Source organism: Acinetobacter sp. JADD-222 (genome assembly GCF_049310645.1).
The window spans coordinates 316,265-337,691 of the sequence record NZ_JBMOWI010000002.1 but is presented as its reverse complement, the minus strand read 5'-3'; the positions used below and the strand labels follow the sequence as shown (position 1 = coordinate 337,691).

The window sequence follows — 21,427 nt, the reverse complement described above, 5'->3', positions numbered from 1 at the left end:
ATCCTCTACAGGAGTTTGCAGAACGTAATAAGTCAGGCTTTAAGCCCAAGACTCATCAGCAAGTACAGTCAGCGTGGGCTGCTGTATGAGTTCTAAATTTTTAAGTGGCTGATCGTTAATATGTAAATCAGCGTCTAAATCTAATAAAGGAATTACAACGAAATCTCGCTCTAGAATTCCAATGTGTGGCACAGTTAAGCGCTCATTTTGAATTTTTTCATCACCATATATAAGCAAATCTAGATCTAAGGTACGCTCTCCCCAACGACGAAGGCGTACACGACCAGCTTCTTGCTCAAATCGCTGTAACTGGTCTAACAAATCTAAAGGCATGAGATCTGTATTTAGTTCTGCAACTGCATTTAAATAATTTGGTTGATCTTGAGGCCCCATAGGTGGACTTTGATAAAGTTTAGAAACTTTCACTCCACCTAAAGTTTTAAGCTTAGCAATGGCTTCAGATAATATTTGGCGCGAATCACCCAAATTACTTCCTAAACCAATATAGGTCTTCGTTGTCATTGCGTTGGCCCAAAAATAACTTGGCTTAAATCGCGTTGTACTCGCTTACGCTTCAAAATCGGATGGTCGCTCATCACCCCAGCTTCTGAAGCAGAGGCTTTTTCAACGAAACGACCCATCGATTGTTCTTGTCGAGCACGTTCTTTTTTCCCACGACGGCTGCGTGGTTCAGGAATATCAACCAAAGGTTCGATTTCCGTCTCAACTTTATTGTTTTCAACAGGTTCAGCAACGGCTTTACGACGGTTTCTAGCTTTCTGACGATTGTACTGGCTAATTGCAGCTTCTTTTTCGTCATTCGACATTTCTTGGTAGGCTTCCCACCAGCTTCCCATTCCTTGTGTTGTGTCATCACCTGACTTTTCACGAAGTAACAAGAAGTCAAAACCAGCACGGAAACGCGCATGTCCAGCCAATGCTTCAATTTGCTGTGGTTTCGGATTAAGCAAACGGGTCTGCATTTCCCAAACTTCACGAATAAAAGTTTCTGCAAAACGAGGAATCACAGTGCGGGTTGCCTGACGTTTTAAGACATCTAAACCAGCTTGTGCACGAGCTTCAGCTGGTACCACACCTTTAGATAAATAAAATTCACAACGCTCTAAAAATGGTTGCCACAACAAGACCGCATAGAAAAATGCAGGGTTAATTGTTTTACCCACTTGAATACGCTGATCTGTATTCTTTGCTGCTCTTAGAATAAATGGAGTGAGGTTAGGCTGAATATCGGCAAAGAGCTGCTTCCAAACTCCAAACTCAATCAACATTGGCAAAACACGCGCCAAATGTCCCATTGTAAAGAGCTTCTGAGATTCATCATATAAACGATGCGGAGAAACATCACGCAATAGTTGCGTCATCTCTGCATCAAAGATATCGAGAATATCTGAATCAATTTTGAAATTTAACTTGGCTGCAAAACGTAGAGTTCGCAGCATACGCACTGGGTCTTCTTCGAAGCGCTGTGCTGGATCGCCCAATAAACGTAGGGTTTTATTTTTTACATCGTCAATTGCTTTGCAGAAATCAAGCACAATACTCTTACGCGGTTGGTAATATAGCGTATTGATTGAAAAGTCACGGCGAGCAAAGTCTTGTTCGATGGTTCCCCAGTTATTGTCACGTAAAATCATGCCTGAAGCACTGGTGACTGCTTTTTTAGGAGGAGCACGGAAAGTTGCGACTTCAATAAGCTCACGCCCTGAATAGACATGTGCTAATTCAAATCGACGGCCAATGATTCGACAACGTCGACCAAAAACTTCTTTAATCTGGGAAGGTGTTGCATTAGTGACTGCATCGAAATCTTTAGGATTAAGCCCTAGCATTAAATCACGGACACCACCCCCAACAATATAAGCTTCATAGCCAGCTTTAGTCAGGCTATCGATCACATCTAAAATCGAAGAAGGAAGTTGGGCTGTGGACAAACCACATTTTGACGCTCGCAAGGTTTGCAAAAGACGCTGTCTCCTACGTCAGGACGTAAATAACAAGTTGTCGCTAATCATAGCTCTAACGCACACAAAGGGCAATTTGATTCTCTGTAGTTTGCGCATGAAATGATAATTGACAGATAGATGCTTTATAAAGTCAAACGCGTTTTATTCTTTTCAAAAATGGCTGGACCAATACCCTTTACGTTTTTAAATTCATCAATATTTTTAAAGCCACCATTCTTTTGACGGTATTCCACAATCGCCTGAGCCTTTTTCTCACCAATACCTTTTAGCTTTTGGAGCTCATCAATATTGGCTTGATTTAAGTGAATTTGCCCTGACGAATCAGTCATAACTGAACTTTTTGGACTATTAGAATGAGAGGGCCGCTGCACGCTCAACTTCTGATCATACATCTGCTGTTTCGCTTTCCACTCCTTAAAATTTTGATCAAAAGATTGAGCCTGAACTAGGGCTGATGAGATCAGGCTCCAAAATAAAACAATGAAAATATTGTGTTTATTCTTCCAAAGATTCATGCTGAGCTGCATGTGTTTTTTCCCCTAACTTTAACTGCCGCTTTGCCTGATTCCACAATTCATCCATTTCAGACAGAGTCATGTCCTCTAATGTTCTTTGCTGTTTTTGCGCTTGATCTTCAATAAAAGCAAAACGGCTTCTAAATTTATGTATTGTCGATAAAAGTGATGTTTCACTTGAAATCGCAAGTTTACGTCCAACATTGACTAATGAAAACAGGCAATCTCCAAATTCGTCTTGAATTTCATCAATATTTTGATTTTTTAGGGCCTGTTTAAACTCATCCAACTCTTCTTCTAGTTTTTCATAAGCATCTTCTACCGTTTCGAAATCAAACCCAACCTTAGCTACATTTGCTTGAATTTCTTGTGCCTGTAACAGGGCTGGCCCATGTTTAATTTCATCTAATCTTGATTGCGGCTTGCCTTGTTTTTCTTGTTGTTTTATTTGTTTCCAAAGCTCACTTACTTGTTCTGGTGTTAAATTATTAAATTGATCTGCCTGAAAAACATGGGGATGACGGCGTATTAACTTTTCACTTACTGCCTCAACAACATCTTGAAAGTTAAAAGCGCCTTGCTCACTAAACATTTGTGATTGAAACACAACCTGTAATAACAAATCGCCTAGTTCATTTCTAATTTCATTAATATCGCCATGGCGGATGGCCGCCTCGACCTCATATGCTTCTTCAATCGCATATTTAGTCAGTGACATTGGAGTTTGTTGTTGATCCCACGGACATTTTTCACGTAACTCTTGCATGATTTTAAGCAATTTATCCATGGTAACCCTCAAGTTTAAAAAGTCGGTCAGTCAAACTAAGATTTTAATTTGTTATGATCAAAATCAAAGCGATTAAATCAGTCGCACTATTGTACTGACAAAGAGAAAAAAGATGAGATACAGTATTCTGATTAGTGGCGCCGCTCAAGGTATTGGGGCTGAAATTGCACGCGTATTCTACAAACAAGGATATAAAGTAGGCATTTATGATATTAATGAATCGCTTGCTCAGGAACTAGCAAATGACTTAGGGCCAAATGCCCGTGCCGGCTATCTAGATGTAAGTGACTACAGCCAGTGGCAACACATATTAAAAGAATTTACCGAATGGGCTGGTGAACTTAATATTTTGGTAAATAATGCAGGTATTTTATATTCTGGCGCGTTTGAAACGACTGATATTAAAGCTCATCAAAGAACAATAAATATTAATGTAAACGGCGTAATCAATGGCTGTCACGCTGCTCTACCCTACTTAAAGCAAGCGTCTTTTGCACGCGTTATCAACCTCTCTTCAGCCTCTGCAATTTATGGGCAAGCTGATTTGATTTCTTATTCTGCTAGTAAATTTGCAGTTCGTGGAATTACTGAAGGTTTAGATGTGGAATGGAAAAAATATGGTATTCGCGTTTTAGATGTGATGCCGCTATTTGTACAAACTGCAATGGTTAACAATATGGATGCAGGCACCATTCAGAATATGGGGATAGATTTAACCCCAAATGATATTGCTCAGCAGGTGCTTACGCTTGTAGAGAAAAAGGCTCATTTCTGGACGCCTACCCATATTCCAGTGGGTATAAAAACCAAACTGCTTTATCAGCTCTCAACGTTGAGCCCTCAGTTTCTAAATCGACTCACCAATATTTATTTATCTAGAAAATAATTTGCAGTAAAAAGGCTGTCATTTGACAGCCTTTTTACTTAATTTATTAAACGCCTTGAATCATGCGTCGAGCACTAATAATTCCAGGTTGCTGCTCTAGGCGAGCCAATAAACGAGAAAGCTGCGCTAAACCTTTAACCTCAATGAGCAACTTCATATTAGCAATACCATCTGCCTCAGAAATTGTATTAACCTGACGAATATTGATTTGGTCTGAGAAAATCACTTGAGTTAAGTCTTTAAGCAGACCACGACGATCATATGCTTCCACCACAATCTGAACGCTTTGACCACGTGTTGGCTGCATTTCCCAATCAGCTTCAACAGCACGCTCTGGCTCTTGCTTAATCATACGCTGATAGTCAGAACAAATGACTTTATGGATGCTGACACCACGGTTCAAAGTAATATATCCAGCGATTGATTCACCATGTACCGGCTGACAGCACTGAGCGATGTGCAGCTCTACATTATCTAAACCATCAATTAAAATGCCATGTGCTGATAGCGTATGGCTAGCACGCGGATTTAACGTTGGTTTAAGTACTAGTTCAGGCTCATCCTGATCTAGATGCATTTGGCGGTTCACCTGATTAATCAGGGCATGTAAGCTAATATCGCCACTGACCAAATTCACCAAAATGTCGTCGCCGGTCTTCACATTAAAATGTGATGAATAATCGTTTAGGTCGATACTTTTTGGGTGAATCGCAAGACGAGCCAACTCTTTATTAAGCAGTTCTCGGCCTACTTCAAGATTCTTACTACGGTCTTGTTGTCTAAACCAATGACGCAACTTGTCACGTGCACGAGAGGTTTTGATATAACCCAGAGAGTTCACCAACCAGTCACGGTTTGGTTCACGATCTTTTTTAGTTAAAATTTCAACCTGCTCACCCGTTTTTAAAGTATAGGTAAGTGGCACATAACGCTGGTTGACCCGCGCTGCATAACACTTATTCCCTACTTCTGTATGCACATGATAGGCAAAATCTAAAACTGTTGAGCCACGCGGCAATTCCTTAATATCACCATCACGACTGAAAACATAAATCTTCTCAAAGCCTTCAAAGTCTTGTAACTGTTCAAAGCCTTCTGTTTCATCTTCGTTTTGATGTACCGTCGTTTCATTACGCTCTTGATAATGTTCTAAAACGGCACGTAATGAATGCAAACGATGGTTAAAAGAATGGTCGGTATTCTTTGAACCTTCTTTATAGTTAAAGTGTGAACATACGCCTAACTCTGCTTCATCATGCATCTCGTGAGTACGAATTTGCACTTCAAGAGATTTGTTTTCAGCAATTACAGCCGTATGCAAAGAACGATAACCATTGGCTTTCGGGTTTGTAATATAGTCATCAAACTGATGCGGAATATGACGCCAGATTTGATGTACGATACCTAAAGAGTGATAGCATTCTGGCACACTATTGACCAACACACGCAAAGCACGAATGTCATAAAGTTGGTCGAAGCTCAGGTTTTTGCTCTTCATTTTTCGATAAATCGAATAAATGTGTTTTGCACGACCTGTAATTTCAGCTTCAATACCGTAAGACGCTAACTCATTTTTCAAACGGTCAATGACGAACTGAATATAATGCTCACGCTCTAAACGCTTTTCGTTGAGTAATGAAGCAATCTCTTTATAGCGATCTGGAGCCAAATAGCGAAATGCTAGATCTTCGAGCTCCCATTTAAGCTGAGCAATACCAAGTCGATGTGCCAACGGCGAATAAATAGTAAGAATTTCACGCGCTACACGTTCTTGGCGTTCACGAGAGGAATTTGCAAGCTCTCGCAAAGAATAAGTACGTTCAGCAAGTTTAATTAAAACAACACGAACATCTTCTGTCACCGAAATCAGCATTTTATAAATGCCGCTTAGATGTTCTCGTTGATTATTATTAAAGTGATCTTCTAACCGTTTATTTTTTTCAATAAGTTCTGAAAGTTTACCCATTGCCAAAGTACCTTTGACAAGGTTATACACTTGCTCCCCGAATTTCTGTTTTACTTCTTCTATATCGGTAATGCCTTCACGCACACTACGATAAAGCATTGCTGCTGATAAAGTATCTTCATCTACGTGAAGATGTGCCAGAATGTCGGCCATTCCAACGCCTGTAGCAAAAGTATTGGAACGATGATTAACCGTTGAATCTAACTCTTTTTGCAGGGTTAAATGAGCGACTTTTTCAAGTTGTTCAAGCTCCGCCCCATCTAATATTTCACGCACCCGATCCAACCATGAGGCTAAACCGATTTGCGTTTCGGCGGCATGCTCTACAGTCGTTTCCTCTGACAACTCGGTTAGTTGTTCAGGTAACTGTTCACGTACTGTGACCATACCATTCTCCTCAATATGTAACTCATGTTTTTAATCGTTTATCTCTTGAATTTTTTCAAATAGTGCAATGGATTCAACATGTTCGGTATGCGTAAACATGTCCATCACTGCTGCTTTTTTTAACTGGTAACCATATTGGACCAAAACACCCGCATCCCTTGACAGTGTAGCTGGATTACATGATACATAAACGATTCTTTTTGCTCCAAAATTTGATACATACTGCATAATTTCATATGCACCAGCACGAGGAGGATCAATCAATAATGCATCAAATCCTTGATTTGCCCAAGAATGATGCGAAAAATCTTTTGTTAAATCTTGTGAAAAGAAGGTTGCTTGCACCAAACTATTGCATTTCGCATTAGCTGTTGCTCGCTGCACCATTTCTTCACTCCCTTCAACACCGACAACCTGACCACTCTCACCAACACATCGTGCTAACGGGAGTGAGAAATTGCCCAAACCACAAAATAGATCAAGTACCTTTTCACCTGGTTGCAACTGAAGCAATTCACATGCCAATTGAACCATCTGTTCATTTACTGTGGCATTGACCTGAGTAAAATCCAATGGCGAAAAAGCAAAATTTACATTAAACCTCTCCAAGGCATAATGTAAACGTAAAGCACCTTGTTCATCATCAATACGATGAATACTTTCCGGACCTTTAGGTTGCAAATACAATTGCCACCCTTTGTGTAACGCAAATTGCTTTAATTGGTTGACATCAGAATTGTTTAATTTTTCTACATGACGAACCAATAAAGAAACTTCATGATCACCTTTTGCTAATTCTACATGACCAATATGTGCTTTGCCTTTTAGACTTTGGAGTAAAGTGCGTAACTCAGGCAGACTATTTGATAAGTTTTTATCCAAAACACTACAGCTATGAATCGAAGTTAGACGATTACTATGATGTTCGCGAAAACCCATAATTAAGCGATCTGGTTTTGGCAAATAGCGCACACCGATTCGAGCACGACGACGATAATCGCTTTGTAAAGATCGAATCGGCTCTAGCCACTGTTCAGGCTGAATACCTGCAAAATGCTGTAAATGTGACTGAAGTACACTTTGTTTTAAACGGATTTGTTCATCAGGGTGAATATGCTGCATGCTACATCCACCACAGATACCATAATGAGGACAAATTGCCTCGATACGATGTGATGACGGTTCTCCTAACAAATGCAACATTTCAGCTTCTTCAAGACGCTTCGCTTGATGGGTAATCCGAGCTTTTACAGTTTCTCCTGGCAATGCATAACGAATAAAAACTTTTTTGCCATGCTTATCTGCCGGATGATCTGGATGAGAACCATAATGCGCAATTCCCCGCCCCTCATGAGAAAGTGTTTCAACCTGAAAAATATATTCTGGTTGTTGAAGGTTGCGAGATTTGGCTTGTTGTTTCAAAGAATGAACCTAAAAATCTGAAGAATTAAAATAGTGAGAAGTAAATTCAGTATGTTTTGAAGTGCGTTCCCATACTTCAAGAAAATCAGCCTGCTGTGGCATGGTCTGTAAATATTCAATACTCGAACTAATCCAATGGTTATGTTCATCTGCATTTAATTGGCCTTTTAGTACTAACCAACGCAAATAAATAAACCACGTATTGAGCACATCTCCTTCACAATAGCTCGTTAATTTTAACCACTGTTGATTACGAACATATTCAGGCACATGATAACCCGACTCACCACGCTTACCCGGCAAACCTAAAATACAGGCAATATCGTCAAGCTTTTGAAAATTACGGCCATTAAACATTGCCATAACGTCCATTAAGTCTATATGGCGATGGTGATAACGGTTTTGGTAATTATTAAAACGCTTCTGGCTATCAATCTCGCCTTGATCAAACAGACCGGGGGCAGATAGCCCATGATACATAGCGCGAAATAGGATAACTGGTAAATCAAATTGCGAACCATTCCAACTTACTAGAGTCGGATGGCGCTTATCAAAAATAGATAAAAATTTCTGTAAAATTTCTGCTTCAGAATATTGTTCTCGACTAAAAGAAAATAATCGAAAACCAGACTCATCGATCCATAAGCCAGAAATACAAACAATTTCATGTAAAGGCAAACGCTGAAAGTCCATACCAGATTCTTGGCGACGGATTTTCGTCAATGCTTGCTCTACATCGGCCTCAGGTAAATCAAGATGATATAAATGCGCACCCGCTTTTAAATCAGTTAAAGTTTCAATATCAAAAACTAAGGTAGGGAAACGCATTATTTCTCTCAATTATGAGTTATCGTCCTGTACTGAAAACAGACCTGTAGACAAGTAGCGATCGCCACGGTCACAGATAATGCAAACAATAACAGCATCCGGATTTTCTTCTGCAATTTTGATTGATGCCCAAACTGCACCGCCTGAAGATGTACCAGCACTAACACCTTCCATACGAGCTAATTTACGCATAGTTTTTTCAGCTTCAATTTGTGGAATATCAATAATACGATCCACACGGCTACTATCAAAAATAGTAGGCAAGTATTCTTTTGGCCAACGGCGAATACCGGCAATACTTGATCCGTCTGCAGGCTGTAAACCAACAATTTGAATATCTGGGTTTTGTTCTTTTAAATATTTAGAAACACCCATAATGGTACCGGTTGTGCCCATTGAACTCACAAAATGGGTAATTTTCCCACCTGTTTGTTTCCAGATTTCAGGACCAGTCGTTAAATAATGAGCTTCAACATTATCAGGATTGCCAAACTGATTTAAAACGTGACCTTTACCCTCTTTTTCCATTTGTAAGGCTAAATCACGTGCACCTTCCATTCCTTGCTGCGGTGTTACTTCAATCAGCTCTGCGCCATAAGCCAGCATCGCATCTTTACGCTCTTGGCTCATATTGTTCGGCATAATAAGTTTCATTTTATAGCCGCGCATTGCCGCAACCATAGCCAACGCAATACCTGTATTACCGCTGGTTGCTTCAATTAATGTATCACCCGGTTTAATTTGACCACGTTTTTCTGCCTGCATAATCATGTTATATGCAGGACGGTCTTTTACAGAACCTGCCGGATTATTACCTTCCAATTTTGCTAAAACTAACGCTTGCGTATGAGAAGCTAATCGCTGCAAACGAACTAGAGGTGTCTTACCTACATAGTGATCTAACAAAAATTCGTCAGCTAAAAAATCAGGTTGTGTATTACTCATGATCAACACCTATATCGAGGTGGGCCTATTGTATGAAAAAATACTCGGTACTGCACCCATTTCAATATGCTTTTTCATGAAAGCGATTAAAGCTCGGTCATTTATAAAATGCCGTCTGTTTTAAAATAAAGCGTGATAAGATGCCGTACAGAGAGATAAATCTGATGTAGCCATGTCTAATTTCAATAAAACCTTATCGAAACGCTTACGTCTGAATCATGCATATGGGCAATTGATTGCTCTTATTTTTGTGCCCATTATGATTTTAACGTGTGTTGGTGCTTTTCTGGTTTTAACTGAAACCTCGCATTCAGTAAAACAACAACAGCTACATCATGCCTCAGCAATTTTAGCTCGCTATAATCAAATCGCACTAGATTTATACCACCTAGTTGAACTACAGCCCGATGAATATGACCATGCTCAGCACATCATGCAAAGCATGTTTAATGAAAAAAATCTAAAGCGTGCTGCTTTAATTGATAGTAATGGTCAGACTTATTTAAGTATCGGTTATCGAGACAATCGTTACTGGCCAAACTTTACTGAAAAAAATAATTTTTTTGGTCCAATCTCTTATAACCACAACAATATTTATGGACAGCGGATTAGCGACACACCCGGAAAAGCACCTGTCTGGCTTGTGATTGAAATGGATAATCAGCCACTAGAATTGGCACGTTACCGTATTTTGATTGCCCTCGTCATTACTGGCTTAATGACCTTACTGTTACTTTTACTTTGCTTGAATTTTTATTCGCGTCGGTGGATTGCACCGATGTACGAAATTCGCATGCAGTTGCAACGTTTAAATGCAGACACGTTGGACCAGCATATGGTCATTAACAGTACGGGTGAATTGCGCTTATTACAGCGTGATATTGCAAACGTTGTTAAACGATTGCACTTTAGCTTTTTAGAGTTAAAAGAACACACCGAACAAACCGAAGAAGACTTACGTAGAACTTTAGATACCTTAGAAGTTCAAAACATTACCTATCGTCAAGCACGTGACCAAGCGATTTCATCGAACCAAGCCAAATCAGTTTTCCTTGCTAATATTAGTCATGAGCTTCGAACGCCTTTAAACAGTATTGATGGCTTTATTCATTTATTACTTCGTCAACAAAACCTAAATAACGAACAAAATCTTTACCTGCAAACTATTCGCAAGTCATCAGCCCATTTATTGGCATTAATTAATGATGTATTAGATTTCTCAAAAATTGATGCTGGTAAATTAGAGCTCGAAACAGCGCCGTTTGATTTAGAAGAAGCCGTCTTTGATGTCATGGATATGCTGTCTCCACTGGCTGCCCAAAAGCATATCGCTATGGCTTTTTACTATGCCGACAATATTCCACAACAAGTGATTGGTGATGCTTTACGCTTCAAACAAATTCTGACTAACTTGATTTCGAATGCGATTAAGTTCACTCCAGATGGCGAAATTATTGTTCGTGTTCGTATGGAACATGATGATATCGGACAATGCCTACTTCATTTTAGTGTTCAAGACAGTGGTATTGGTTTAAGCGGTACAGATCGTAAAAAATTATTTGAATCATTCTCGCAAGGTGATGCATCCGTTACACGTCAATTTGGCGGTACAGGTTTAGGTCTTGCGATCTCTAAACAGCTTGTCCATCTCATGCATGGCCAAATTGGCTTTGAAGATAATCAGGAACGTGCTCCAACAGAAAAAGGCTCAACCTTCTGGTTTACCGCACAATTTGTAGTAGATGAAGATTACGAGATCGAACACCCACACTTTGAACATTTACAAGTGGTGTCTTATCTTGCGCACCCTGCTACAGCGAGTGTTTTACGTTACTACCTTGAAAACTATCATGTTCCTCACATCGAGACACAATCGATTCTGGACTTATTTAGTCGTTTAAAACATCTTGATCAGAAAGATAATACATGGCTCATTGTTGACCATAGTGGTGATACTGAGGCGTTATTAAAAGAAATTCGTAGTCGTTATCAAGGTAATTTGGCAGTTTATGGCTATCAAATGACGCTTGAGCCAAACATGCTCACTGAATATCGTGCTCGCCCTCTCTATCAACCGCTTAGCCGAAGCGGACTCATTCAATTATTAAATGATCAACCTATTTTTGAAGAGGAACAACAAGATTTCAATGGTCAGGGTTTACACATTCTGGCAGTGGATGACCATTTACCTAACTTAATTGTTTTAGAAGCTCTACTGGGTGAACTTAACGTTAGAACAACTAAAGCAATCAGTGGTCAAGAAGCGCTTAATCTGATTCAAGAGCGAATCGATCAGAAACTCAAACCATTTGATTTAGTGTTTATGGATATTCAAATGCCTGTTATGTCAGGTATTGATACCACGCGTGCTATTCGTTCATTAGAGTCGACTTTAGATGGTGAAATGCAACTTCCAATTATTGCATTAACAGCCCATGCCCTTGCCGATGAAAAACAAAAACTTCTCAAAGTCGGCATGAATGACTACGTCACTAAGCCAATTCAAATGGAACAAATTATTCAGATTTTAACGCAATGGACTAAAAACAACTTTACAGCAAAAGCTCCAGATAAAGACCATCATGTCGTTACAGAAGCATTAGACCCAGAAATTCTAAACTGGCAACAAAGCTTGCAGCTTGCAGCAAACAAAGAAGATCTTGCTCAAGATTTACTTAAAATGTTAGTTGATAGCTTCCCAACTGAGCTAAACGAAATGCAGCAGCTTATTGAGCTTGAAGACTTCCCTCAACTTGAGCATGTTTTACATCGTCTTTATGGTGCTACTCGCTATGTAGGGACTCCAAAGCTACAACAAGTGACAGGTGACTTTGAACAATTTATTTCAACACTACGCAAAGAACGCCGTATAGCCGATGAAGGCTTTATTGAAGAAGTTATGAGACGCTTTGATGAGTTAGGACTTGTTGTTAAAGAAGTTGAAAGTGCTGCTCATCAAATCTTAGTAATCCCTGACTAACAGACCGACTAAATAGGCATGACTGAGCTGTCATGTTTCCAAATTACAGCCATGTTATGCTCCGCTTATCGATAAAAAAATAAGCGGGAATTTCATGGCACTTTTACGTATTGAAAAGAATAATGGCATTGCAACAGTTTATCTAAACCGTCCTGATAAACGTAACGCCATGAGTTTTGCCTTATTAAAAGAACTCGTTTCAACAGCAAAAGCCATTAAAAAAGATAGAGATATCCGCTGTGTGATTTTGACAGGTGAAGCACAAGTTTTTAGTGCCGGAATTGATTTATCTGACCTGAATAATCCGAAAAACTCCGCTTTTGCCATTTGGGAGCTTGTGAAGCCTGGACAAAGCTTGTTCCAAAAAGCATTCCTGATTTGGCAAAATTTACCTGTACCTGTGATTGCAGCTCTTGAAGGATATTGTTTTGGCGCGGGGATGCAACTTGCCTTAGCAGCTGATATTCGCATTTCTCATCCAGACACAAAAATGTCGATTATGGAAAGCCGTTGGGGCTTAGTTCCAGATATGGGACTTACTCGTTCATTAAAAGGCTTAATTGGCGTTGATCTTGCAAAAGAACTCACCTTAACGGCCCGCGTTTTTGATGGAGATTATGCAAAAGAAATTGGTCTTGTAACTCATTTAAGCGACTCTCCGCTAGAAAAAGCAAATGAAATTGCCACTGAAATGTTACAACGCTCACCTGATGCTCTCACTGCTGCAAAACGTGTACTTGATGCAATGGAACACCAACCTGAAAAGTCATTGCGTCTAGAAAAAATCTGGCAACTTAAATTATTACTTGGTAAAAATAGCAAACTTGCTCGTAAAAAAGACAAACATCCAGAAGTTAATTTTTTACCACGCCAATATAAATAAAGAGCTTAGATTATGAATTTTGATCGCAACACCTCTATTGCTTTTTTAGGTATAGGGCTTATGGGGAGCCGCATGGCAACCCGCCTTATTCAAGCTGGCTTTCAAGTTGCGGTTTGGAATCGAACCTTTTCTGCATGTGAAGAACTGATTGATATCGGCGCACAGCCTCTAGATCTTATAAATATTGGCGAATATCCTGTTATTTTAATCTGTCTAGCAGATGACAAAGCCGTAGAGGCAGTATTTAAACAAATTCAGCCGAACTTAAAAGCTAAACAGGTAATTGTTGATTTCTCAAGCTTATCTGTTACTGCAACAAAAACGCTTGCTCAAACTGCTGCCGCGCATGATGTTACATGGATTGATTCACCTGTATCAGGTGGAACAGCTGGAGCAGAACAAGGCACGCTTGTTATTTTTGCAGGTGGTGATGCTCAAACCATTACAGAATTAACGCCTGTTTATAATGTTTTATCTCAACGTGTAACACGGATGGGAGATACAGGAACTGGCCAAGCCACCAAAATCTGCAATCAACTCATTGTTGCAGCCAACAGTGCTCTTATTGCAGAAGCTGTTGCTCTTGCAGATCGAGCGGGTGTAGATACGACTTTGCTCGCTCCAGCTTTAGCGGGTGGATTTGCAGATTCAAAACCTTTTCAAATTCTCACCCCACGTATGGCAACTCATACCTTTGAACCTGTTCAGTGGAAAGTTCAAACATTATCAAAGGATCTTAACAACGCAGTAACATTGGCTAACAATGTTAATTTAGATATCCCAGTTGCACAAAAAGCTCTATTACAGCTACAAACTCACCAAAAAAATGGCTTTGCCGAGAAAGATTTAGCTACTATGATTCAATTAATAGAGCAAAAATAAACGGAGTTTGAGTATGGGTCGTCTTGCAATCAATTTATCCATGATTTTTACCGAAGTTCCTTTAATTGAACGCTTTGCTCTGGCCCATGCTCAGGGCTTTGAATATGTCGAAATTCAATTTCCTTATGAATTGTCTATTGCAGATATTCAAACTCAACTCGAACGCTACAACCTCAGCCTTTGTTTAATTAATGTGCCTGCAGGTGATCTTATGCAAGGCGGAAACGGTTTAGCAGGCATTCCCGGCCAAGAAACAGCTTTCCATGAGGCATTAGAATTGGCTATTAGCTATGCCACGGCTTTAAACGTTCCTCGTGTTAATATTTTGGCGGGTAAGCAACCACTAGATGCTGACTTACTTCCTTGTTTAAAAACACTAGCAGCCAATTTAAAACTTGCCTGCAACTTACTCAGTGAACATGATATAGAACCCGTTTTTGAAATGATTAATGGCACGGATATGCCTCGCTTTTTGGTGCAGAACATTGCGCAGGGCCAAGAAATGCTAGAAGCAGTCAATCACCCTGCCCTCAAAATGCAATATGACTGCTATCACATGGCCATGATGGGTGAAGATGTACTTGAGGGTTTGCAAGAGAATATTAACTTAATTGGACATATTCAATTTGCAGACTGTCCGGGCCGCCATGAGCCTGATACAGCTCAAATTCCTTATGAACAAATTTTTTCTTGGTTAAAGCAAAGTTCATATCAGAACTATATTGCAGCGGAATATAAACCTGAGAATGGTTCAAATCAGTCGTTTACATGGAAGAAAAAATACTTTTCTGATGATGTAAATATATAAACTGTTACGACTTCTGTTTGAAATTTAGTGCGAAAACCACTATATTAGATAGTGAGTAATTGTCAGGAAAATATACCCTATATGAATTTAGAACCATCGCCCAGCGTGTCTAATTCTCACGATTTCGCAATGAACACCTCAAATAAAGACGTACAAACTTGTCTCAAAGTCGTCCACGACGCTTTAGTTGATGTAAAAGCAAAAGATATTCTCCAGTTAGATGTTAGCTCAATTAGCAATGTCGCTGATGCTATTGTAATTGCGAGCGGTACTTCTACTCGTCATGTGAAAGCACTTGCAGACAATGTTGCAGAAGAAGCTCGAAAAGCCGGTTTCCGCCCGATTGGCGTTGAAGGTGAACGAGATGCAGAATGGATCTTAATTGATCTCGGCTTTGTTGTAGTACATGTGATGCTACCAACAGCTCGTAAATTCTATGATTTAGAAAGCTTATGGCGTACCGCTCCAGAGTCGGTTGCTTAAAATTTTGCTTTTAAAAAAAGCGGCTCTTTTGAGCCGCTTTTTTTATTTACTAAACAAAGATTTTAACCATTTTCAAATATCCCATCATCTTTCCAGCCCCCACAAATACCAATCATCACTTACAACCAAATTTGACATGACAAATTGTCAGATTTGCAGCACTATATATTTTCTGAAAGTTCTCACCAATAAATAGCATAACCGGAGTACAGAAAGTGAAGATATTAATTACAGGTGCTAATACGGGCATAGGTTTCGCCACAGCAGAACAACTCGTTAAACAAGGGCAACATGTGATTTTGGCATGTCGAAATCCTCAGAAAGCGCAAGAGGCACAAAACAAACTAAGCTCACTTAACCAAGGACAAGTCGATGTCGTTTCTCTCGACTTAAATAGTCTTGAATTAACTAGAAAAACCGCCGATGAAATTGCTGATCGCTATGGCAACCTTGATGTACTTATTAATAATGCAGGTTTATTTGCCAAAACCAAACAGTTGACCAGTGAAGGCTTTGAGCAACAATTTGGGGTTAATTATTTAGGCCATTTTTTATTAACTCAAAAACTACTCCCAGTTTTACAACAATCTCCTAAAGCGCGCATTATCCATCTTGCATCTATTGCCCACTGGGTGGGCTCAATTAAACCCAACAAGTTTCGTGCAGAAGGTTTTTACAATCCCCTGTTCTATTATGGGCAATCGAAGCTTGCAAATTTATTATTTAGTAATGCATTAGCAGAACAGCTAGCTGGAAGTTCAATTACCAATAATGCATTACACCCGGGTGGGGTTGCTTCTGATATTTATCGTGAATTACCAAAACCAGTTTATGCAGCGATGAAATTAGGCTTGGTTCCAACCTCAGTTCCAGCAAAGCTCATTACAGAAATGGCAATCGGAGATGCATGGCAAAACCGCAACGGTGAATATGTCAGTGCACATATGCCAGACTGGAAATCATCACATGCTAAAAACCAGCAACTAGCACGCGACCTCTATCAACAGTCGATGGATCTTGTAGAAAAATTTCTTTAAAAAACAGCTCAAATAAAAAAACCACCCGAAGGTGGTTTTTTTACTTCAAAGCAAATTAGTGGCCTGTACCGTTAATTGCTTTTGTCATATCTTCAACAACTTTCTTAGCATCACCAAAGATCATCATTGTTTTTTCGTTATAGAACAAGTCATTGTCTAGACCAGCATAACCAGTTGCCATAGAACGCTTAATTACCATAATTGTACGCGCTTTATGAGCCTCAAGAATCGGCATACCATAAATCGGTGAGCTTGGGTCATCTTTCGCAGCTGGGTTTACAACGTCGTTTGCACCAATTACAAGTACTACGTCAGTTGCAGGGAAATCTGAGTTGATCTCATCCATTTCCAAAATGTCTTCATATGCTACGTCTGCCTCAGCAAGTAGTACGTTCATATGACCAGGCATACGACCCGCAACCGGATGAATTGCAAAACGAACGCGTACACCTTGCTCTTTTAGAATTTCACACAACTCTTTTACAGCATTTTGAGCACGACCTTGCGCCATACCATAACCCGGTACAATCACAACGCTGTCCGCATTTGACATTAAGAAGCCAGCATCATCAGCAGAACCTGAACGGTAGTTACGTTGAACTTGTTCACCTTTATCTGCAGATGCAACTGCTGCACCACCCATTGCTCCACCAAACAATACATTGATGATCGAACGGTTCATTGCTTTACACATGATGTACGACAGAATCGCACCAGATGAACCTACAAGAGAACCCGCAACGATCAACATGTTGTTTTCAAGTGTAAAACCAATACCTGCCGCAGCCCAACCAGAGAATGAGTTAAGAAGCGATACCACTACAGGCATATCACCACCACCGACTGGTGCAATCCACACCCAGCCAAATGCAAGTGCAAGTGCTGTCATTGCCCAGAAAGCAGTCATGTTGCCAGTTGTAAAGAAGTAGAAACCACAAGCCAACATCGCAACAAAGATAAGTGCTTGAACAGGTTTAACCCATGCACCAGAAATTGTTTTAGCCCATTTTTTCGCAGCCAATTTACCGTACGCAAACACAGATGCGGTAAAGGTAATCGCACCAACGAAACAACCAACAAACAATTCAAATAAGTGAACCTTACTCATGTGTGCATGCTGCACGCCAGCTGCGGTTAAAGCCGCCTCATTTTGAGCAAATAGTTCAGTAAGTTGGTTATTATGTAAAATTGCAGCAATCGCAATTAATACCGCAGCCAAACCCACTAATGAGTGCATAAGCGCAACAGTTTCCGGCATTTGCGTCATAGGCACTGTACGTGCACGCGCAACACCCACGATTGCACCTAACACCATCGCCCCAACGATCATCCAGATGACTGGGTTATTCGCAACAAAGAAGGTCGTTACAACTGCAATCGCCATCGCGATCATACCGTAACGGTTACCTTGAATTGCTGTTTTAGGACCAGATAAGCCACGAAGCGTCAAGATAAAGAGGATTGCGCCAACAAGGTACAACCAGTTTGCATTTGCTTGAATAAATTCCATGTCAAAGCCCTCTTATTTCTTTTGCTTAGGCTTGAACATTTCCAGCATGCGTGCAGTTACTGCAAAGCCACCGAAAATATTAATGCTTGCCAAAAATACTGCAATCGCACCGAGTACGCTCACCACATTCACACTTTGAAATGCAACGTTAGCATCTACACCTAAAACTGGCAGACCTACAGTTTGCAACATCGCACCTACCACAATAATAGATGACAACGCATTAGTTACTGCCATAAGTGGTGTATGCAAAGCTGGCGTAACACCCCAAACCACGTAATAACCTACGAAGATGGCAAGGACGAAAATTGTAATAGTTTCAACCATGAGAAATCTCCTTAACCACGCTTAAGCAGTACTTGACCGCCATGAGTGACCAATAGGGCTTTTTGGATTTCGTCTTCCTGATTAATCGCAAAGTTTTTCTCTTTGTCGAATAGGGTCTCTACGAAATTAAAAACGTTACGCGCATACAATGCAGAAGCTTCTGTTGCTACAGTTGCCGGAATATTTGGAACACCCAAAATTTTCACGCCATTTTCTGTAAACACAGTCTCACCAACTTTAGAGCCTTCAACGTTACCACCAGTTTCAACAGCCATATCTAAAATGACAGAGCCCGGTTTCATCTTGGCAACAGTTTCAGCTTTAATCAGACGCGGCGCATCACGACCCGGTAACAATGCAGTAGTAATCACGATATCAGCATTAGAAACAGCTTTATCTACAATCGCAGCTTGGTCTTTGATGTATTGCTCACCCGGCATCCATCCATAACCATTTTTAGCGGCATCTGCTGCACGTTGCTGCTCTTCTTCAGACATTGGTACGTCTAACCACTTACCACCTAAAGACTCAACTTGATCTTTTGCTGTAGGACGTAAGTCTGTCGCTTCAACAATTGCACCTAAACGTTTTGCAGTTGCAATCGCTTGAAGACCAGCAACCCCAACACCCATGATCACAACACGCGCAGGCTTTACAGTACCCGCAGCAGTCATAAGCATTGGGAACATGCGTTGATATTCAGCAGCAGCAAGTAAAACTGACTTATAACCAGCTAAGTTTGCTTGAGAAGACAACACATCCATGTTTTGTGCACGAGAAAGCGTACGAGGAAGCAGTTCTAAAGCAAAAGCAGACACTTGTTGATTCGCAAACTGATCTAGCTCGGTATTACGATAAGGATCAAACATTGCTACAACAGCGGTATTTGCTGCAAGTTTCTGAATTTCCCCGCCCTGTGGTGCGCGAACTTTCAAAATAATTTGACTACCTGTATAGGCATCATCCGTAATGGTTGCACCGACCTGTTCATAAGCACTGTCAATGTACGCAGCCTTTACACCAGCACCACGTTCAATCACAACGCTATGACCAGCGCTAATCAACTTCTTTACTGTCTCTGGCGTAGCAGCTACACGATTTTCACCGACGACAGTTTCGGTTGGGATTCCGATCTGCATGAGCGTTCCTCAAGCTAATTTCTCATTGTCAAAAACATTGCAAGCTGCAATGTTTCCCCCATGTGTATTCTTTGTACAGAATTTGGATTCTAATTGAACTTTTTTAAAATACCACCCACTATTTATTTAATAAATACCCATATTTTGAACTGATGATTCACGATATTTGTTTAGAGGTGTAATATGGGAAGGTTTTTCTTTTTTTGCAGACAATAGTCTCTCTTATACAGTCCTGTATATGAAAATTTCTTTATCTTCGTTTCAAATCGGGTCTTTTTTTGCTCTTTGCTCTGCGTTTCTATTCAGTACCAAAGCAATCTTTATTAAACAGACTTATGCCCTTTCTCCATTAGTAGACGGTACGGTCCTGATGGCTTTACGTATGTTAAGCGCTTTACCGTTCTTTCTATTAATTTGCTGGTTTAACAGGCATCATAATCAGGGCATAAAAAGAAGGATTGGCTAATTTTAATTTTTGCCGGTCTATTAGGCTACTACTTTGCAAGTTGGCTCGATTTCATGGGCCTTATGTTTATTAGTGCCTCTTTAGAACGAATTATTCTATTTTTATATCCCACGCTTACAGTCATCGTATCAAGCTTACTCTACAAACAAAAATTAGATGTAAAAAGTTTCTTTGCCATTTTTCTTAGTTATGGTGGAACCGTGCTGGTTATGCTTCAGGAGCACAACAACGCACCAATTCAGGGCAACTTCTGGTTAGGGACAAGTTTCGTATTTGCAAGTGCCGTGGCTTTCGCAGGCTATTTATTGCTGACGCCACCTCTCATTAAGAAATTTGGCTCTTGGAATTTCACAGGGTTAGCCTTAACTGTGGCTTGTATCGGCACATTAACTCATTACGCATTAAGCACACCTCATCCAATTCAACTCCTATTACAACTCCCCTCTAGTGTAATTTGGTATGGCATTGGCTTAGGCTTTTTAGTTACCGTGTTACCCACCGTTATGCTCATGCAAAGCATTGAACGACTAGGTGCCTCTCAATCTGCAATGATTGCTTCAATTGGACCAGTTTTAACGATTTTGCTTGCTGTTGCTTTTTTAAATGAACGTCTCAATATGTGGCAATGGGTCGGCTGCCTTCTTAATATTGTCGGTGTCATGATGATTACACTCAGAAAGAAAAGACTAAAACATTAAATTCTCTTGACCTCAACTTAAGTTGAGGTTGGATACTCATCTAAATTTTAATGAATGGTTGAGTTCCAATGAGTCAAGAAACTTTTAAAATCATAAATCCATCAACTTTATATAACCCAACGCCAAACGCTTATAGTCATGTTGCTGTAGTGGAAAGCTTTAAGAATATTATTCATGTGGCAGGTCAAGGAGGCGAAAATTCCCAAGGTGAATTAAGCCCAAGTTTTGAAGAACAAGCGAATCAAGTTTTTGATAATATTCAACATGCTTTAAAAGCGGCCAATGCAGAGCTTAGCAATATTGCTGTATTGAGAGTTTTAGTTGTTGACCACTCGGTCGAAAAACATCAAATTTTGATTAAAATTATGCAAAATTTATGGAAAAATCATCCTTTTCCTGCCTGTACACTTATTCCTGTGCCGCGCCTTGCGCTAGAACACATGCTTATTGAAGTTGAAGCAACGGCATACACCCAATAAAACTGAGAGAACGT

General features: G+C 40.1%; 19 protein-coding genes and 1 pseudogene. 9 read left to right on the top strand and 11 right to left on the bottom strand.

Translation table 11 applies throughout. The features are described from left to right. Positions 1–39: 39 nt before the first annotated feature. The 4 genes from folK to mazG form a co-directional block, all read right to left on the bottom strand. Positions 40–522, bottom strand: a complete 483-nt coding sequence (gene folK, locus ACO6UW_RS03550) for a 2-amino-4-hydroxy-6-hydroxymethyldihydropteridine diphosphokinase (RefSeq protein WP_014208398.1) — start codon at positions 520–522, stop codon at positions 40–42. After that, positions 519–1,982, bottom strand: a complete 1,464-nt coding sequence (gene pcnB / locus ACO6UW_RS03545; RefSeq protein ID WP_002117192.1) for a polynucleotide adenylyltransferase PcnB — start codon at positions 1,980–1,982, stop codon at positions 519–521. Before pcnB ends, folK begins: the two co-directional genes overlap by 4 nt. 125 nt (positions 1,983–2,107) lie before the next feature. Continuing rightward, complete coding sequence (locus ACO6UW_RS03540) at positions 2,108–2,512, bottom strand: ComEA family DNA-binding protein (protein ID WP_019767972.1); 405 nt, start codon at positions 2,510–2,512, stop codon at positions 2,108–2,110. After that, positions 2,481–3,287, bottom strand: coding sequence for a nucleoside triphosphate pyrophosphohydrolase (mazG, locus tag ACO6UW_RS03535; RefSeq protein ID WP_065388025.1), 807 nt, complete (start codon positions 3,285–3,287; stop codon positions 2,481–2,483). The genes ACO6UW_RS03540 and mazG overlap by 32 nt, the downstream gene beginning before the upstream one ends. Positions 3,288–3,399: 112 nt before the next feature. On the opposite strand from mazG, the gene ACO6UW_RS03530 reads away from it, so the two are divergent. Continuing rightward, positions 3,400–4,173, top strand: coding sequence for an SDR family oxidoreductase (locus ACO6UW_RS03530; RefSeq protein WP_057077548.1), 774 nt, complete (start codon positions 3,400–3,402; stop codon positions 4,171–4,173). Between the two features lie 46 nt (positions 4,174–4,219). On the opposite strand, the gene ACO6UW_RS03525 is transcribed toward ACO6UW_RS03530, so the two are convergent. The 4 genes from ACO6UW_RS03525 to cysM are packed head-to-tail and all read right to left on the bottom strand — an operon-like array spanning position 4,220 to position 9,721. Next, positions 4,220–6,526, bottom strand: a complete 2,307-nt coding sequence (locus ACO6UW_RS03525) for a RelA/SpoT family protein (RefSeq protein ID WP_002117181.1) — start codon at positions 6,524–6,526, stop codon at positions 4,220–4,222. Between the two features lie 30 nt (positions 6,527–6,556). Continuing rightward, positions 6,557–7,948 carry a 23S rRNA (uracil(1939)-C(5))-methyltransferase RlmD gene (rlmD, locus tag ACO6UW_RS03520; protein WP_057077549.1) on the bottom strand — a complete coding sequence of 464 codons (1,392 nt, stop codon included), beginning with the start codon at positions 7,946–7,948 and terminating at the stop codon, positions 6,557–6,559. 9 nt (positions 7,949–7,957) lie between these two features. Next, positions 7,958–8,776 carry a 3'-5' exonuclease gene (locus tag ACO6UW_RS03515; RefSeq protein ID WP_005066255.1) on the bottom strand — a complete coding sequence of 273 codons (819 nt, stop codon included), beginning with the start codon at positions 8,774–8,776 and terminating at the stop codon, positions 7,958–7,960. A 12-nt stretch (positions 8,777–8,788) separates the two neighbouring features. Then, on the bottom strand, positions 8,789–9,721 hold the full coding sequence (gene cysM, locus ACO6UW_RS03510; RefSeq protein WP_057077550.1) for a cysteine synthase CysM: 933 nt from the start codon (positions 9,719–9,721) through the stop codon (positions 8,789–8,791). 172 nt (positions 9,722–9,893) lie between these two features. Here cysM and ACO6UW_RS03505 point away from each other — a divergent pair, with 172 nt between their 5' ends. The 6 genes from ACO6UW_RS03505 to ACO6UW_RS03480 all read left to right on the top strand — a co-directional run bounded on the left by ACO6UW_RS03505 (position 9,894) and on the right by ACO6UW_RS03480 (position 16,794). Next, positions 9,894–12,701: a GacS-like sensor histidine kinase gene (locus ACO6UW_RS03505; RefSeq protein ID WP_065388024.1), complete on the top strand. Its 2,808-nt coding sequence runs from the start codon at positions 9,894–9,896 to the stop codon at positions 12,699–12,701. A gap of 94 nt (positions 12,702–12,795) precedes the next feature. After that, positions 12,796–13,584: a crotonase/enoyl-CoA hydratase family protein gene (locus ACO6UW_RS03500; RefSeq protein WP_005066251.1), complete on the top strand. Its 789-nt coding sequence runs from the start codon at positions 12,796–12,798 to the stop codon at positions 13,582–13,584. A gap of 12 nt (positions 13,585–13,596) precedes the next feature. Next, positions 13,597–14,466, top strand: a complete 870-nt coding sequence (locus ACO6UW_RS03495) for an NAD(P)-dependent oxidoreductase (RefSeq protein WP_065388023.1) — start codon at positions 13,597–13,599, stop codon at positions 14,464–14,466. A gap of 13 nt (positions 14,467–14,479) precedes the next feature. Next, positions 14,480–15,274 (top strand): hydroxypyruvate isomerase family protein, encoded by a 795-nt coding sequence (locus ACO6UW_RS03490; RefSeq protein ID WP_017387608.1) that lies wholly within the window; start codon positions 14,480–14,482, stop codon positions 15,272–15,274. An 81-nt stretch (positions 15,275–15,355) separates the two neighbouring features. Then, positions 15,356–15,757, top strand: coding sequence for a ribosome silencing factor (gene rsfS, locus ACO6UW_RS03485; protein WP_004794586.1), 402 nt, complete (start codon positions 15,356–15,358; stop codon positions 15,755–15,757). Between the two features lie 215 nt (positions 15,758–15,972). Beyond that, a complete protein-coding gene (locus tag ACO6UW_RS03480; protein ID WP_065388022.1) occupies positions 15,973–16,794 on the top strand; it encodes an SDR family NAD(P)-dependent oxidoreductase in 822 nt (273 codons plus the stop codon). A 55-nt stretch (positions 16,795–16,849) separates the two neighbouring features. Here the strand turns inward: ACO6UW_RS03480 and ACO6UW_RS03475 are convergent, their stop codons facing one another. From ACO6UW_RS03475 to ACO6UW_RS03465, 3 genes are read right to left on the bottom strand one after another with little or no spacing between them, the layout of a single operon-like run. Next, positions 16,850–18,304, bottom strand: coding sequence for an NAD(P)(+) transhydrogenase (Re/Si-specific) subunit beta (locus tag ACO6UW_RS03475; RefSeq protein WP_065388021.1), 1,455 nt, complete (start codon positions 18,302–18,304; stop codon positions 16,850–16,852). 12 nt (positions 18,305–18,316) lie between these two features. Then, positions 18,317–18,631 carry a proton-translocating transhydrogenase family protein gene (locus ACO6UW_RS03470; RefSeq protein ID WP_000230434.1) on the bottom strand — a complete coding sequence of 105 codons (315 nt, stop codon included), beginning with the start codon at positions 18,629–18,631 and terminating at the stop codon, positions 18,317–18,319. 11 nt (positions 18,632–18,642) lie between these two features. Next, the gene (locus ACO6UW_RS03465; protein WP_002117245.1) at positions 18,643–19,770 is read right to left on the bottom strand and encodes a Re/Si-specific NAD(P)(+) transhydrogenase subunit alpha; all 1,128 of its coding nucleotides are present in this window, start codon (positions 19,768–19,770) and stop codon (positions 18,643–18,645) included. Between the two features lie 238 nt (positions 19,771–20,008). Between ACO6UW_RS03465 and ACO6UW_RS03460 the strand changes: the two are divergent. Further along, positions 20,009–20,934, top strand: a pseudogene (locus ACO6UW_RS03460) (DMT family transporter). A gap of 68 nt (positions 20,935–21,002) precedes the next feature. Then, entirely contained in the window at positions 21,003–21,413 is a 411-nt protein-coding gene (locus tag ACO6UW_RS03455; RefSeq protein ID WP_017399913.1) for a RidA family protein, read from the top strand. Positions 21,414–21,427 lie beyond the last annotated feature (14 nt).